The organism is Gemmatimonadales bacterium (assembly GCA_036500345.1).
In the GTDB taxonomy this organism is placed as follows: domain Bacteria; phylum Gemmatimonadota; class Gemmatimonadetes; order Gemmatimonadales; family GWC2-71-9; genus Palsa-1233.
This window is the reverse complement of record DASYCE010000015.1, coordinates 184900-200733: the sequence shown is the minus strand read 5'-3', so window position 1 is coordinate 200733 and position 15834 is coordinate 184900. Positions and strand designations below refer to the sequence as shown.

The following is a 15834-nucleotide window of genomic DNA, read 5'->3' as shown; positions in this document are numbered from 1 at the left end:
CCACACGCGGCGTCGCTGCGTCAGGGTTTCCCCCATTGCGCAATATTCCCCACTGCTGCCTCCCGTAGGAGTCTGGGCCGTGTCTCAGTCCCAATGTGGCTGGTCATCCTCTCAGACCAGCTACCCGTCGTCGCCTTGGTGGGCCATGACCCCACCAACTAGCTGATAGGCCGCGAAGCTCTCCATCGGTGCATTGCTGCTTTCCCGTCCAGAGCATGCGCTCCGAACGGCGTACGCGGTATTACCCGGCCGTTGGGCCGGCTATCCCCCGCCGATGGACAAGTTCTTCACGTGTTACGCACCCGTTCGCCACTGAACCCTTGCGGGTCCCGTTCGACTTGCATGTGTTAGGCACGCCGCCAGCGTTCGTCCTGAGCCAGGATCAAACTCTCCAATGAGTAGTTCGATATAGCTCGAAGCGAACAACTGGATACTACTCAGTTGTCCGGATTCATCTTCAGTAGTTTGTATCCTCACGCCACCGCTGAATCGGTGACGCTTGATAGGATCCGCACTGCGTCCGACTTCTCCCATTGCTTCACTTGTCAAAGAGCTCACTGCGGTTCGCCGACAACCCAACTCGTCGGCAGCCCACAATCTTAGCACCCTGTTGCTCCCCGGTCAAGCGCTGATTCCGGCGCGACTTACCTCGTTCCGCGCTGCTTGCTGCGGGGGTGGCAAACGTAGATCCGCACGCCTCGTTGTCAAGCACCTGAACGCCCCGCGCGCGCCACGGTTCCGCGCCCACACCGCCCGCGCCGGGTACCTCCAATGCCGACCCGCCCCTTCCGCGCAACAGTGCGCCCGCGGCCACCAGGATGTGTGGCGCCCTCTGATCGAAAGCGTCGTCACAGGATTGGCGTCGCATCAGGCCTGCGAACGTTTCCGGCAGTATCGGGGTGGTGCCACACTTTTTTTGGCGCAGGAGCGCCGTAATCCGTTAATCTTGTCACCGTCAACCCCTGAGCACCGCCGCACGGCGGAACCCCTTTCCCCGGCACTGGAGTACTGGATGGATCCCGAGCTGCTCGACGAGCAACCGACCAGCGGATCACTCTCACGGACAGGCGTTCCCGGCCTCGACAACATCCTTCGCGGCGGCTTCACACCGAATCGACTCTACCTCTTCGAGGGCGTCCCCGGCTCGGGGAAGACAACCCTCGCGCTCCAGTTCCTGCTCGAAGGGATTCGTCAGGGCGAATCAGTCCTCTATGTGACCCTCTCCGAGACCGAGGAAGAACTGCGCGCAGTGGCCGCGTCGCACGGATGGACACTCGACGGGATCGCGATCCGCGAGCTGACGCCAAGCCAGCGCGCCGTCGCTCCGGAGGAGGACTACACGATGTTCCACCCGTCGGAGGTGGAGCTCGGCGAAACGATCGAAACCGTCCTCAACGACGTCACGTCGAAGTCCCCGACGCGAGTCGTCTTCGATTCACTGTCGGAGCTGCGACTCCTCGCCGGCAGCGCGCTCCGCTTCCGGCGCCAGATTCTCGCCCTCAAGCAGTTCTTCAGCGGCCGCAACTGCACCGTGATCCTCCTCGACGATCTCACCGCGGCGACCACCGATCTCCAGGTGCAGAGCATTGCCCACGGCGTCCTGCGGCTCGAACAGCTCTACCCCGAATTCGGCGCCGAACGCCGGCGATTGATCGTGCTCAAGTACCGCGGCATGGCGTACAGGGGTGGCTACCACGACTTCTCCATTTTCCGCGGCGGGCTCGAGCTCTATCCGCGCCTCGTGGCGCGCGATCACCCGGTGCTCCCGCCGCAACAGCGACTTGCCAGCACCATCCCCGAACTCGACACGCTTGTCGGCGGCGGCCTCGAGCGCGGTACCAGCACGTTGATCGTGGGTGCCGCGGGAACCGGGAAGTCATCGGTCGCGGCGCAATTCGTTACCGCCGCCGCCGAACGCGGTGAACCGGGAGCGATGTTCATCTTCGACGAAAGCGTCGGGACGCTCCTCACCCGTACTACAGGTCTCGGCATCGATCTCAAGAAGCACGTTGATTCGGGGCTCGTGCGGATTCACCAGGTCGATCCGTCGGAGCTCTCCCCCGGGGAGTTTTCGCACGCGATCTGTCGCGCGGTCGAGGAACGCAATGCGTCGATCGTGGTGATCGACAGCCTCAATGGCTATCTGAACGCCATGCCGGAAGAGCGCTTCCTCATCATTCATCTCCATGAAATCCTGACGTATCTCGGCCAGTCGGGGGTCGCCACCATCCTGATCGGTGCGCACCAGGGGCTGGTCGGAAGCAACATGCAGTCTCCGGTCGACGCGAGCTATCTCGCCGATGCCGTGATCCTGATGCGGTACTTCGAGACCGCCGGTGAACTACGCCAGGCGATTTCCGTGGTCAAGAAGCGTGGCGGCGCGCACGAGCGGACGATTCGCCCGTTTTCGCTGAGCAGTGCCGGGATCACGATCGGGCCGCCGATGCGTGACTTCCGTGGCATCCTCACCGGTGTCCCGATCCGGGAAAACAACAGCTGGAGCACGGAGCATTCCGGACCGTGAACGACGCCAACCTCACCGAGCTTGAACGGCGAGTGCTGGTTCTCGCGCCGACCCGGCGCGATGCCGAACTCACGGTAGAGGTGTTGACGAAGGCCGGAGTAACCACCTTCCTCTGTCGCAGCGTGACCCACCTGATCAGTGAACTCGCCCGCGGCGCGGCAACGATTCTCGTCCCCGAGGAAGTAGCCAGCCGTTCGAATACAGGCGGCCTGCATGAGTGGCTCGAACACCAGCCGGCGTGGTCGGATCTGCCGGTGCTGGTCCTCGCACGCTCGGGCGCTGACTCCGCCACCGTTGCCCAGGTGATGGAAGGCGCCGGCAACATCACGGTGCTGGAGCGGCCGATGCGCGTGGCGGCGCTGGTCAGCGCCACTCGCGTCGCCCTCAAGGCCCGCTGGCGCCAATATCAGATCCGCGACCATATCGCCGAGCGCGAATCGACATTCCGCGCCGAAGCGTTCATGGCATCGATCGTGACATCGTCCGACGACGCAATCATCAGCAAGACGCTCGACGGAATCATCCTGAGCTGGAACGCCGGCGCCGAGCGGATCTTCGGGTACACGGCGAAGGAAGCGATCGGGCAACCGATTCTCATCCTGATCCCGCCCGAACGTGCCGACGAAGAGACGACCTTGCTCGACCTGCTGCGGCGGGGACAACGGATCGAGCACTTCGAGACGGTGCGCGTCACCAAGGATGGGCGGCGGCTCGACATGTCGCTCACCGTGTCGCCGGTGCGCGCGGCGGATGGGACAATCATCGCCGCGTCCAAGGTGGCGCGCGATATTTCCCAGCGGAAGCAGGCCGAAGCGGCGCTGCGCGACGCCGACCGGCGCAAGGACGAGTTCCTCGCGATTCTCGCCCACGAACTCCGCAATCCGCTCGCGCCGATTCGCAACTCGCTGCACCTCCTGCGGCTCGATCCCGGACATGAGGAGGTGGTGCACCAGGCCTCCGAGATGATGGAGCGCCAGGTCAACCATATGGTTCGCCTTGTCGACGACCTTCTCGAGGTGTCGCGCTTCACGCGCGGGAAGATCGAATTGCGGAAAGAGCCGCTCGAAGTGACGGCGATCATCGAGCACGCGCTCGAAACGAGTGGCCCGGCGATCGAGGGCGCAGGTCACGCCCTCATCGTCGACGTCCCACCGGAGTCGATGATCGTCGAGGGCGATCCAGTACGTCTGGCCCAGGTCTTTGCCAACCTGCTGATCAACGCCGCGAAGTACACCGATCCGGGCGGCACGATCACCCTCGCTGCACGCATCCTCGACCATCACGCCGTCGTGTCGATCAAGGACACCGGGGTCGGAATTCCGCCGGAGCTTCTGCCGACGATCTTCGATCTCTTCACGCAGGTCGATCGGCATGGCGGGCGCGCGCAAGGGGGCCTCGGGATCGGCCTCACCCTCGCCAAGCGGCTGGTCGAGATGCACGGTGGCGACATTCAGGCGCACAGCGACGGTCCCGGGCGCGGCAGCGAGTTCTCGGTGCAGCTGCCGCTCGCCAACTCACGCCCGATCGGGATGCGCGTCGCCGTTCCGCCGCGGATCGCGTCGCTTGATTCGCAGCGCATTCTCGTGGTCGATGACAATCGCGATTCGGCCGAAAGCCTCGGCCTCCTGCTACGGCTCCTGGGTGCCGAGGTGTCGGTCGCGTACAGCGGTCCCGAGGCGCTGGTGGCGATCGAGTCGGTCAAACCGGCGGTCGCGATTCTGGACATCGGGATGCCGCAGATGGACGGCTACCAGCTGGCGCGCGCCATTCGTGCCGAACCGTTGCTGAACGACGTGATTCTGGTGGCGCTCACGGGGTGGGGCCAGGACGACGATCGCGCCCTGTCACGCGCCGCAGGCTTCGACCATCACCTGGTGAAGCCTGCGGATATCGATGCGCTGCGGCGTCTCCTGCGGTCAATCAATCCGGCGCACGTCGAGGAGTAACCCGCGGTCACGATGTCGGCGGCGAAAACTCGGCGTGCTGCTGATCGATCCAGCTCTGGTGGTACGCCGGATCCTCGAACGCCATCGCCGGCTTGGCGACGTGCAGCGGCCGGAATGAGTCCATCATCACCGCAAGCTCATTGGTGTACTTGGCGCCGATGCTCGCCTCGGTGCGACCCGGGTGCGGCCCGTGCGGCAGGCCGTCGGGGTGCAGCGTGATCGACCCGTATTCGATCCCCTTGCGACTCATGAATTCACTCGACGCGTAGAAGAGGACCTCGTCGCTGTCGACGTTGCTGTGATTGTACGGCGCCGGGATGGCGTTGGGATCGAAGTCGTATGGTCGCGGACAGAACGAGCAGACAACGAAGCCGTCGCCCTGGAAGGTCTGATGCACCGGCGGCGGCTGGTGAATCCGGCCGACGATCGGCTCGAAATCGCCAATATTGAACGCCCATGGGTAGAAGTAGCCGTCCCACCCCACCACGTCGAACGGATGGTGGTCGAGCACCAGCTCGTTGATCGCGTCATACTGCTTGACCAGCACGGGAAACTCACCCTTGATGTCGCGCGTGTTGAGCGCAACCGGACGGCGGATGTCGCGCTCCGAGTATGGCGCGCCTTCCAGCAGCTGACCGAATTCATTGCGATACCGCTTCGGCCAGCGGACATGGCCACGGCTTTCGAAGATCACGAACCGGCCGGGTCCCTTGGCGAGATCGATATTCCAGCGATGCGTGATGTTGCGGTGAATCACGATGTAATCGCCCTGGTGGAACGGCAGGTCGCCGAAGACCGATTCGAGCGTCCCCTCCCCTTCGACGACGTACACGAGCTCGTCTGCCTGGGAGTTACGGTAGGCGTGCTCGTCGACACGGTCGGGCGCGGCGAAGAGCATCCCGACATCGCTGTTGAAGAGGAGTGGCGTCCGGTCGAGCGTGATGCTCCCACCGCCCGGCGCCTGCGCCGTACGGAAGTGCCGGTGCCGAAGCGATGTCGACACGTCGGGCTCCCACGCGACAGTGCGAATCCTTCGCGCTGACTTCACGGTGGTTGGCGGCGACGTGTGGTAGAGCAGCGATGATGTCCCGGTGAATCCCTCGTGCCCGATCAGCTCCTCGGCGTACAACCCGCCGTCGGGGCGACGAAAGACGGTGTGGCGCTTGCGCGGGATCGATCCGAGCTGGTGGTAGATCGGCATCAGAGATTGCCCCGCAGCGCCTGCTCGCGCTCGATCGCTTCGAACAGCGCCTTGAAATTCCCCGCGCCGAAGCTCTTGGCGCCCTTCCGCTGAATGATCTCGTAGAACAGCGTGGGCCGATCCTGCACCGGCTTGGTGAAGATCTGCAGGAGATATCCCTCGTCGTCGCGGTCGACCAGGACGCCCAGTTCCGCCAGCGGTGCGAGATCCTCATCGATCTTGCCGACCCGCGCGGGGACCTGGTCGTAGTACGCTTGCGGCACCTTGAGGAAGTCGACGCCGTTGGCGCGCAGTGCGCGGACCGTTGTCACTATATCATCCGTTGCTATGGCGATGTGCTGCACGCCGGGACCGCGGTAGAACTCGAGGTACTCGTCGATCTGCGACTTCTTCTTCCCCTGCGCCGGCTCGTTGATCGGGAACTTGATCCGGCCGTTGCCATTCGACATCACCTTCGACATCAACGCCGAGTATTCGGTGCTGATCGTCTTGTCATCGAACGAGAGAATGTTGGTGAAGCCGAGGACATCCTCGTAGAACTTGACCCAGTGGTTCATCTTGCCGAGTTCGACGTTGCCGACGCAGTGGTCGACATACTTGAGGCCGATGCCGGCAGCCGGTTCCGGCGAGGCAATCGGCACGAAGCCGGGAAGAAAGAGCCCGCGGTAATCGGAGCGCTGGACGATCGAGTGGATCGTGTCGCCGTAGATCCTGATGGCGGCGGTGACGACTTCGCCGTCGTCGTCGCGCGTCACCGTCGGCTCCTGCGCGCTCTCCGCGCCGCGGCGGAGTGCGGCGGCGTGCGCCGCGCGCGCATCGTCGACCCAGAAGGCGATGTCGTGGACGCCGTCGCCGTGGCGGTGCACGTGGTCGGCGATCGGGCCCTCGGGGCCAAGTGGCGACGTGAGGACGAACCTCAGCTTGTCCTGGACCAGGAGATACGATGCGCGGTCGCGGACACCGGTCTCGGGGCCGCGGTATCCGATGATCCGATGTCCCCAGACGGCGCGATAGTACTGCGCGGACTGGCGGGCGTTGCCGCAGTAGAACTCGATGTAGTCGGTACCGTTGATCGGAAAGGCATCTCCGGTCTCGCGCGGCGCCGGTGACGTCAGGGTGGAGGTCATCTCATCACGCTCCATCAGATGAAAGCAAAACAGCGTGCTGTCGGCCGATCAGTCAGCCGGAGGCACTCAGGAATGACGCGAGATCGGCTTCACTGATCCCCGGTTCGCCGGGACTCACGTTGTCGAGCTTCCCTTCCCTGACCCAGTCGACAAGGCGACCGACTTCGGTGAAGAGATGATCGAATGAGTCGACGACAAAGAGAAGCGGCTGATAGTGATCGATCTCGAAGTACTGGTTGACGACCCATTCGAGCTGGAACGGCCAGCGTTGCACGTCGGGCGACTCGATGCAATGCTCGAGTTCACCATAGGACGAGAGGAGGCCGCTGCCATACGCCTTGACCTCGCCGGGGCGGCTCCCCTTCATCAGACCGAACTCGATGGTGAACCAGAAGAAGCGAGCCATCGCCTTGATCACGCTGGTCATCCGTTGCACCCGCTCCTGCTCGTTGCCGATGGTGCGCGCGCGTTCCGCCGCGGCGCGGGCGCATTCGCCAAAGCGCACGAGCGTATCGGCGAACGCCTTGTCGGTGTGCATCGGCACGTGCCCGGCGATGTCGTGGAAGATGTCGGGCTCGGGGAGGTAGTCGAGGACGTCACCGTCGCGAATCGTCACCGTCGTCGGAAACTCTCGCTGACGCAGGCAGTCGAAGAACATGTACGCCGGGACATATCCACTGACGGCCTTGGCCCGGAAACCGGTAAGCGGCGCCATGAAGCGGTTGACGTCTTCGAGGCGCGGCACCTGGGTCGGATCGAGGCAGAGATTGCTGATCCCCTGCAGAAATCGCGGATTGGCGTATTTCTGCCAGCGATCCGCCATGCGGGCATAGAGCCGGCTCCACGCGTCATGGTTGGCCGGTGAGTAGAGGTCGTACGGCTGTTCGATATAGAGCTGCCCGTGTGCCCGCGCGTCCTCGATGAACGGCGCGCGCGTCGTGGTCAGGCCGGGAGCCATCGTCGAGGATTGTGAGGCTGTGGTGGTCACGATCGCCTCCGGTTGTGCACGCCGCTGCCGAGTGCAGATACCGCACCAAAACTAATACACCAGCGAAGCCGCGACGGTGCCACTGCGGCGCCGAGGTGCTACGCCAACTCGGCTCGTTGGCGGAACTGATCGAGAGATTCCGGATTCGCCAGCGCTCCGATGTTCTTCACCTGCCGCCCCTCGATGACATCGCGCACCGCCATTTCGCTCAACTTCCCACTTCGCGTGCGCGGCAGGTCGGTGACCTGCGCGATCACCTTCGGGACGTGGTGAGGGGACGTGCCTGCACGAATGCGCGCGCGCATCGCTTCGACGAGTGCCGGCGACAGGTCCACACCGTCGCGCAATCGCACAAAAAGCACGACCCGCTCGTCGCCGGCGGCGGCCCCGGGAATCCGCTGGCCCACGACGAGGCTCTCGACCACGTCGCGGATCGTGTCGACCTGCCGATAGATCTCGGCGGTGCCGATCCGCACACCACCCGGATTGAGCGTCGCGTCGCTTCGCCCGCTGATGACGTAGCCACCCGATGGCATCCGTGCGATCCAGTCCCCGTGGCGCCAGACGCCGGGATACCCATCGAAATAGGCGGCGCGATATCGGCTCCCGTCGGGATCATTCCAGAAACTGCACGGCATTGCCGGGAACGGCCGAGTGCAGACCAGTTCGCCGGGGACACCGACCGGAGATTGATCACCGGCGTCGTCGTACACCTCGACGGCCATGCCAAGGCCAGGACCCTGGATCTCGCCGCGGCGGACTGGCGACAGCGGATTGCCCAGGACGAAGCACGAAACGATGTCCGTCCCGCCGGAAATACTGGCGATCTGCACCTGCGCACCCACCGCACGGCGAATCCAGTCGAAGCTCTCCCCTGCGAGCGGGCTTCCGGTCGACAGCACCGCGCGAAGACGACCAAGATCGTGTCGACGCGACGGTTCGAGACCCCCCTTCTCCGCGAGGGAGAGGTACTTCGCGCTGGTACCAAAGACATCGACCCCGGTCTCGGAGGCCATCCGCCAGAGGATGTCGGGCTCATGGACCGGAAGGGGCGCGCCGTCATAGAGCACAAGTGTCGCGCCGGCGGCGAGCGCACTGACCTGCCAGTTCCACATCATCCAGCCGCAGGTCGTGAAGTAGAAGACCCGTTCGCCCGGGCGAACGTCAACGTGAAGGCGATGCTCCTTGAGATGCTGCAGCAATGTGCCGCCCTGCGAATGCACCATGCACTTGGGCAGACCGGTCGTCCCCGACGAATAGAGGATGTACAGCGGATGGTCGAACGGCAGCCGGGCGAACGACAACATCGGCGACGGATCGTGCGCGATCAGGTCGGCCCATCGCATTGCGCGCGGGTCAGCCGGCACCGTGCCACTTCCGGCGTAGTCGATCATCACGGCGTGCCGCACGCTGGGCAACCGGGCGAGCAGTTCATCGGCGCGGGCGGCGCAGTCGTGCACCTTGCCGCCGTACCGATATCCGTCGCAAAAGAAGAGGACGACAGGTTCGGTCTGGCCGAAGCGGTCGACAATTCCGTCGACGCCGAAATCCGGCGAGCATGATGTCCAGATCGCACCAAGCGACGACGCCGCGAGCATCGCCACGACCGTCTCGGGAATATTGGGAAGCCAACCGGCAATACGGTCCCCGGGGAGGACGCCGCAGCTGCGCAGGCCGGCGGCCGCTTGGGCCACTTCCTGTCGCACACGTTGCCAGCTTCGCGTCGACAGCGGGCCGCGCTCATCCCACGCGATGATCGCCGGATCCTCGCTGTCGTGGCCGAGCAGATTCTCAGCGAAGTTGAGTGCAGCGCCGGTGAACCAGCGCGGGCCGAGGAGCGGGTCGGGGGGCGCCATGCGGTCGGCACCGATCACGACGCGATCCCACGGCTCCCGTCCTGGATGCTCATCGGCGATCACTTCGCCATCGCGCCACACTGCAGCCCAGAAGCCCTCGGCGTCGCTGATGCTCCAGGCGTGCAATGCCGCGAAGGCGTCCGGCCCGGCGCCAGTCGGCAGCGCAACTCCCTGGGTGCGCAAACCGTCGATCAGCCGACCCAGATTGGAATCGCGCGCGCGAGCCGCGTCGGGACTCCAGACAATCGGATTCGAGTCGATCACGATCTGCCGCTCAATGGTGAAGCACGACGTCGTCGCTGCGCACCCTCGGTCCGATCATCAACGTCAGCATCTGCCCACGATATCCTGGCGCGTCGACCACGACGTATTGCTTGCGGCACTTGGCGAGAAGTTTCGGGTCGAACTCGAGCCGGTATTCACCGCGAGTGTCCGAAAATGTTCCGAACGCCGTGCCCATGATCTGGAGATGCGCGCCACTCAAGGGCGTGCGGCCGTCGTAGTCCAGGATCCGCCCGAGGACGGTGGCAAGGACCGGGGATCCGTCGGCGTTCTTGCCGAGGTCCGGGGGCGTGACACATTGCCCCGACGTCTCGTCGTCGAACGAGTTGGTCCATTTCTGCGGGTCGCGACTCGAAAGACCGGTGCGGCCGATCGCTCCCGACGCGGCAAGGGAGGTGGCGTCGGGGGGCGGACCGCTCGCCGAATCGAGCTTGGGCGGCCCGAATGGCGACGTCGTCGGGAGTGGCAAGGCGCCGGCCCCGGTGTAATCGCCTGGGCGCGGAATCAGCAGCCGCTGATGCGCCGGCGGCTGCGTTTCCGGCGGCTTCGGCTGATCGGTCGGCGGCGGAGCCGGGGGTGCCGGGGTCGGTGCATCCGCCGCCGGCGGCTTGGCGTCGGGCTCGGGTGCCTTCGCCGCAGCCTCCTTGGCTGGCGCGTCCGGCTTCTTCGAATTCGGCCCCAGCTCCATCTCCTTGAGGGGCGGAGGTGGTGGAGGAGGGGGCGGTGGCGGCGTCGGCGTCTGAGGCTTGGGCGCCTCCTTCTGGAGCTGACGCGGCTTGGGATTGAGCGCCATCGGCGGCTGCAGTGCGATCGGGTTGGCCGGTTGGACGTCCACCGGCGCCCGCCGCGGCGAGGCGCTCGAGTCCGGAACCCCGAAAATCAGCAGCAGAATCACGACAAGATGCACAACGGCGCTCATTCCGAGCGCCGCCCAGCTCCGCGACTGAGTCTTTCGCGGACGCATCTCGTATTCCTCGGGGTCTAGCACGCCTTGAGATTAGCCGAGGTCGGCGTCAATCGGGATGCCTCCGGATGGCCCAAGTTGAACTGCTCATTCCACATACGGCTGTCGACGGGCGCGAGTTGGATTCGGGTGCCACCATATTGGATGCATGACCCGTGAGCTTGATACAGGCGCCCTGATCGTCGGCGCCGGCCCGATCGGTCTCGCCTGTGCCGTCTCGGCCTCCCGGCGAGGCGTCCGTCACCTGGTGATCGATGCGGGCGCCATCGCAAACTCGATTGTCCGCTACCCGATCGGGATGACCTTCTTCACCACCCCTGAACGGCTCGAAATCGGCGGGCACCCACTGACCTGTTCCGGGTCGAAGGCGACCCGCGAGGAGGCGCTCAAGTATTACCGCGGCGTTGCCCGGGTCGAGGGGCTCGCCGTCAGGCCCTATACGCGCTTCCTTGGCGCCCAGCGCGACGGAGAGAGCCTGGTCTGCGCCGTCGAGTCGCGCGGTCAGCGTGCCGAGATTGCCTGCCATCGACTGGTCCTCGCCACCGGCTATTTCGACCACGCCAATCTCCTGAGTGTGCCCGGCGAGAATCAGCCCCACGTTTCGCACTGGTTCGACGAACCGCACCTGACCGCAGGTCTCGATGTCGTGGTCGTCGGCGGGAAGAATTCGGCGATCGAAACCGCGCTGCAATGTTTCCGCGCCGGCGCCCGCGTCACGCTGGTATACCGGCGAACAACGTTGAAGCCGAGTGTGAAGTTCTGGCTCAAACCGGACTTTGACAATCGCGTCGCAGCAGGAGAAATCGCGGCGCGGTTCGGCGCAGAAGTTGTCAGTATCGATGCTGATGGCGTGATGATTCGCACTGCGGATGGCAGCGAGGAACGATTGCGGGCGCAGCGGGTTTATGCGCTCACGGGATACCATCCTGATTTCGCCATGCTCGAGTCGCTCGGGATTACCTGCAGCGGAGAGGGCGGGCGTCCGGCCATCAATCCGGAAACGCTGGAAAGCGAAGTGCCGGGGATCTTTCTTGCGGGAAGTGTCGCGGCCGGCCGCAATATTTCGGAGGTGTTCATCGAGAACGGCCGGTTCGATGGCGAGAAGATCTTCGGCGACGCTTCGAGCCGGGCGTGGGCCGAACGGCGGTACACCGAATCACCCCGGCCGGTCGGCGAGTAACGCTCAGTTTCGCTGTTGCTCGCGCGACGCCGGGTCGGAGAGGAGCCGCTCGGCGAAATCGAGTCGCTCGTGCATCTCGGCGACTTCCGCGCGCAGGGTATCGAGTTCGTCGAAGATTGCGGCCGCCGTCCCCGATGTCACCAGATGATCGCTTTCCGGTTCCCACCGGGTGACCAGCCGCCCCTCGGCGTCACGCATCGACCCGGAGGCGACGAGGACGAGGTCGTAGAACCACCACACGCCGAGGCCGCCGAGGGTGAGGATCTGCAGGACGGCGCTGCGCGTTCGGCCGAGGTAGAAACGGTGGGCTCCGAAGACTCCCAGAACGACCGCGAGGATCAGCGCGACAGTGCGCGACCGTGGCGAGGCAAAGAGTTCGTCGTCCGCCATCTGCGATCCTCCGGAATCGGCCACTGCGAGCGCGCCCGGCAGGAGTCGAACCTGCGACCCACAGCTTAGAAGGCTGTCGCTCTATCCAGCTGAGCTACGGGCGCCAGAACGGGAAAGTTACCCCCGTGACCGGATGGCGTCGCGGATTTCGCGAAGCAGCACGACTTCGTCGCTGGGCGGCGGCGGAGCGGCCGGTGCCGGCGCGGGCGCCTTGTGCATCCGGTTCATCATCCGGACCATCTGGAAGATGATGAAGGCGAGGATCAGGAAATTGAGCGAGACGGTGAGGAAATTCCCGTAGGCAAAGACCGGAATCCCGGCGGTCTTCATGGCGGCGAGCGAGTGTGCGGTACCCGGCGGGACATCCTTGAGGGGGATGAACAGGTCGGAGAAATCGAGGCCCCCAACGACGCGCCCGACGACCGGCATGATGAGGTCGTTGACGACGGAATCAACGATCTTGCCGAACGCTGCGCCGATAATGACGGCCACAGCGAGGTCCATTACGTTTCCCTTGACGGCAAACTCCTTGAACTCGCGCATCATGGCCATGGAGCCAACCTCCGGGTGCAGGTCTCTGAGGGGGGAACGGCTACCAATCTACAGCATGTTGCCGACACCAGTATGCCATTCGGGATAGAGGTCAGAAATGCTCGTTGGTGCTGCGCTGCTTGCCATGGTCTCGCTGCTTCACGGTGGCTCGCGGGTCGGTCCGCCGGGAGAAGCGGTGGTTCACCAGGCGTTCGACAAGTATCGCGGAAAGTGGTTTCACTCGGCGTTTTATGTCCAGCGCACGGTCCTCCCCGCGGATCAACGCGTCGAGACCTGGTATGTCGCCGTGCAACCGCCCGACCACATGCGGATCGACGTGGCGCCGTCGGCGACCGGGCGGGCCGTCATCTACCAGAACGACACTACCTACGAAATCGGTGGTGGTCGGCTCCGGTCGGCGGCGAAAGGGGTCCTTCCCTATATCCTGCTGCTGAATGATCTGCAGACTGCGCCGCCGGCGCAGACGATTGCCATGCTGCGACGATACGGCTTCGACCTGACCAAGGTGCACCACGACAAGTGGGAAGGCGCGCCAGTGATCGTGGTGGGCGCGCTTGCCGGCGACACCATCTCGAATCAGTTCTGGCTCGACCGCGATCGTCTCGTGATGGTGCGGATGATCGAGAAGAACATGGACCCGCGGCGTCCGCTCGATGCGCGGATCAGCGGTTACAAGCGCGCCGGCAGCGGCTGGCTGCCGCGAAGCGTGCGGGTGTACCTGGGGAACCAGTTGTCGATCGCGGAGGATTTCAGCGAGCCGAAACTCGACCTGCCGGTCGAACCGGGTTTGTTCGATCCGATGCCGTACCGGCTGCCGAGGTGGGTGGGACCGCTGAAGGATCTGTTCGGTGGGACGTCGAATATGGGAGTGCCGGTGCCGGGCGGGCGAGGTGGGCGGTGAGGCGGGATTGATGAATTGCTAGCGCGGCCGGTTCCCGGTGCGCGCCATGAAGCGGGATTTGATCGCTGCTGATCGGGGCGCCGGGATTTGAACCCGGGACCTTCCGCTCCCAAAGCGAGATTGCGAGTCCTAATAAGCGCTGGCAAGCGGGTTGTAGCCCGGTGATCGCTCGTCACACTGTGGCAAAATCGGTCTGTCTGTGACTACTTCTGTGACTACTCCGCATCGAGGTGCACATGACTGTCGCTGACCCACGAGCATCTACCGGCCAGACCGCTACAGTGGGAATCAATCCGATCCTCATCTTCGGTGCTGCTGTCTTGGGGTTTGCGATTGGCCGCTGGCCCCAGCCCGCCCAGGCCGTTGCCGAATCCGCGGCGACTGTCGCAATTGCGATCTTCGCGTGGTTGACCTGGAGGAATGAGGAACAACGCAAGGCGGACAAGCGAGAGGCGGCCGAACAGCGCGTCAGTTTCCTCGCATACAATCTCGCGCGCGAAATCCGCTCGTGGCATCGGCAACGAAAGGCGCCGGTCACCGACATTCTTGAATGGGCCTTGGAAAACCACGAGCGGTATGGCATCGCCGTCGACGTGGCAGAGAAGCGGGTGGATGAGATCTCTGCTTTGACCACATCCCTGCACGGCCCACGTCGGGAGGCCGCGCGACAAGCTACGGTCCTATTTCTTCGCGCCACCGGCTTCGTCAATCAGGAGATCGAGAAGCGCGCTCACGTCGACGGGATTCGATCGATCGCCGAGACGTTCTATTCGTTCAGCGAATTGATCTCGCTCTTAGATCGTGAGCTTATCGAGGTGGCCCTCGCGACCGACGAGATGGCGGCCGCGGACCGCGTTACCGCCGGGGTCGATGCTTTCATGACTGGTGCGACTCGGATCCCGATCGCGTGGCCCATCATTGGAGGATCGAAGTGAAGCTATTCCTTGCTGGTGCGCTGTTTCTCGCGGCGCCGCTGTCAGCGCAGTCCGCGCACGTTGCTAAGGGCCAGCATGTAGCGCTCCTCGTTCCGCTCTCGGCGCTTCGATTCAAGGACTCGAAATACCACGGCTCGGTAAGTTTCCGCGGAGACTCGCTCACTGTCGACGATTCCTCTTCCCGGCACACGCGCAGTCCGCTCATTCCCGTGCCGTTTTCAGTCAAGGACGTCAGCACCGACAAGTCGACCGGGCGGGTTATTGTGCATCTTGGCGGAGGCGGTGAAGTGAGTGACGTCCTCATCGATGTAAATGTCTTGGATACCGCGCGCGCATTCCACCGCCTTTTCGACGCGGGAGAAAACGCTCAACTCGCATCTGACCGCGACCTGGATTCCGCTGCAGCGTGGCTCTCCGGGGATCATTCGCCAAGCGGCGTAAAGCACGGCCACGCGCTCATTGCCGTTGGTATTGCCCGCTCGCCGTGGGACACACTTGTCGAATCATGGCGCGGAACGCGCTACCTGTGGGTGATGGCGCCAGAACCGAAATACACCTACAACAACAACCAGACCAATGAAGCAGAGCGCAACGCCGGAACTATCAATGAAGTTGCTTTCCCCCTCATCAAGAAACTTGGCGCGGCGGTCACCGATTCCATTCCGGGTGCCGGGTTCGCAGTCGTGATCGTCGTCAAGCACAAGGACATGGCCGGGCGGTATTCATGGCTCAACTCAACGGCAGAGGACCGCCTGACGATTTATGTCCCGGCGGATTTGGCCGCGAAGTTCTCGCGAGCGGACATCACTGCCCAGGATGTTGTGGACGGTTCGATCGTCATGTTCAAGGGCAATCGAATCAAGGTCGACCTGACGAAATAGGAGCGCTGCCTGCGGAACGTCGCGAACCGTCCCGAACACGCCGATAACTCTCGACGCGGTTAGTCTCGCGCTGACTGCGATTCGTTTGGTCGCGCGAGCTACATTGA

At 64.0% G+C, this 15834-nt stretch carries 13 protein-coding genes, 1 tRNA gene and 1 rRNA gene; 6 read left to right on the top strand and 9 right to left on the bottom strand.

Annotation, left to right across the window (positions count from 1 at the left end):
* Positions 1 to 398, bottom strand: a 16S ribosomal RNA gene (locus VGM20_08675); the annotation flags it as partial.
* Between the two features lie 614 nt (positions 399 to 1012).
* Between VGM20_08675 and VGM20_08670 the strand changes: the two genes are divergently transcribed.
* The gene (locus tag VGM20_08670; protein HEY4100934.1) at positions 1013 to 2524 is read left to right on the top strand and encodes an ATPase domain-containing protein; all 1512 of its coding nucleotides are present in this window, start codon (positions 1013 to 1015) and stop codon (positions 2522 to 2524) included.
* The gene (locus VGM20_08665) at positions 2521 to 4470 is read left to right on the top strand and encodes a PAS domain S-box protein (GenBank protein HEY4100933.1); all 1950 of its coding nucleotides are present in this window, start codon (positions 2521 to 2523) and stop codon (positions 4468 to 4470) included. Before VGM20_08670 ends, VGM20_08665 begins: the two co-directional genes overlap by 4 nt.
* Before the next feature lie 7 nt (positions 4471 to 4477).
* On the opposite strand, the gene VGM20_08660 is transcribed toward VGM20_08665, so the two are convergent.
* The 5 genes from VGM20_08660 to VGM20_08640 form a co-directional block, all read right to left on the bottom strand.
* The gene (locus VGM20_08660; protein HEY4100932.1) at positions 4478 to 5671 is read right to left on the bottom strand and encodes a homogentisate 1,2-dioxygenase; all 1194 of its coding nucleotides are present in this window, start codon (positions 5669 to 5671) and stop codon (positions 4478 to 4480) included.
* Entirely contained in the window at positions 5671 to 6798 is a 1128-nt protein-coding gene (gene hppD / locus VGM20_08655; GenBank protein ID HEY4100931.1) for a 4-hydroxyphenylpyruvate dioxygenase, read from the bottom strand. Before hppD ends, VGM20_08660 begins: the two co-directional genes overlap by 1 nt.
* Positions 6799 to 6850: 52 nt before the next feature.
* On the bottom strand, positions 6851 to 7786 hold the full coding sequence (locus VGM20_08650; GenBank protein ID HEY4100930.1) for a phenylalanine 4-monooxygenase: 936 nt from the start codon (positions 7784 to 7786) through the stop codon (positions 6851 to 6853).
* A gap of 98 nt (positions 7787 to 7884) precedes the next feature.
* Positions 7885 to 9906, bottom strand: a complete 2022-nt coding sequence (locus tag VGM20_08645; protein ID HEY4100929.1) for an acetoacetate--CoA ligase — start codon at positions 9904 to 9906, stop codon at positions 7885 to 7887.
* 10 nt (positions 9907 to 9916) lie between these two features.
* On the bottom strand, positions 9917 to 10843 hold the full coding sequence (locus VGM20_08640; protein ID HEY4100928.1) for a hypothetical protein: 927 nt from the start codon (positions 10841 to 10843) through the stop codon (positions 9917 to 9919).
* 193 nt (positions 10844 to 11036) lie between these two features.
* On the opposite strand from VGM20_08640, the gene VGM20_08635 reads away from it, so the two are divergent.
* Positions 11037 to 12068 (top strand): YpdA family putative bacillithiol disulfide reductase, encoded by a 1032-nt coding sequence (locus VGM20_08635; GenBank protein ID HEY4100927.1) that lies wholly within the window; start codon positions 11037 to 11039, stop codon positions 12066 to 12068.
* Positions 12069 to 12071: 3 nt separating this feature from the next.
* On the opposite strand, the gene VGM20_08630 is transcribed toward VGM20_08635, so the two are convergent.
* From VGM20_08630 to mscL, 3 genes are all read right to left on the bottom strand, one after another.
* Entirely contained in the window at positions 12072 to 12458 is a 387-nt protein-coding gene (locus VGM20_08630) for a TM2 domain-containing protein (GenBank protein ID HEY4100926.1), read from the bottom strand.
* Positions 12459 to 12488: 30 nt separating this feature from the next.
* Positions 12489 to 12562: transfer RNA gene (locus VGM20_08625), tRNA-Arg, on the bottom strand.
* A gap of 13 nt (positions 12563 to 12575) precedes the next feature.
* On the bottom strand, positions 12576 to 13010 hold the full coding sequence (mscL, locus tag VGM20_08620) for a large conductance mechanosensitive channel protein MscL (protein ID HEY4100925.1): 435 nt from the start codon (positions 13008 to 13010) through the stop codon (positions 12576 to 12578).
* Positions 13011 to 13107: 97 nt separating this feature from the next.
* Here mscL and VGM20_08615 point away from each other — a divergent pair, with 97 nt between their 5' ends.
* From VGM20_08615 to VGM20_08605, 3 genes are all read left to right on the top strand, one after another.
* Entirely contained in the window at positions 13108 to 13911 is an 804-nt protein-coding gene (locus tag VGM20_08615) for a hypothetical protein (protein HEY4100924.1), read from the top strand.
* A 236-nt stretch (positions 13912 to 14147) separates the two neighbouring features.
* Positions 14148 to 14846, top strand: coding sequence for a hypothetical protein (locus VGM20_08610; GenBank protein ID HEY4100923.1), 699 nt, complete (start codon positions 14148 to 14150; stop codon positions 14844 to 14846).
* The gene (locus VGM20_08605; protein ID HEY4100922.1) at positions 14843 to 15727 is read left to right on the top strand and encodes a hypothetical protein; all 885 of its coding nucleotides are present in this window, start codon (positions 14843 to 14845) and stop codon (positions 15725 to 15727) included. The genes VGM20_08610 and VGM20_08605 overlap by 4 nt, the downstream gene beginning before the upstream one ends.
* The last annotated feature ends 107 nt before the right edge of the window (positions 15728 to 15834 follow it).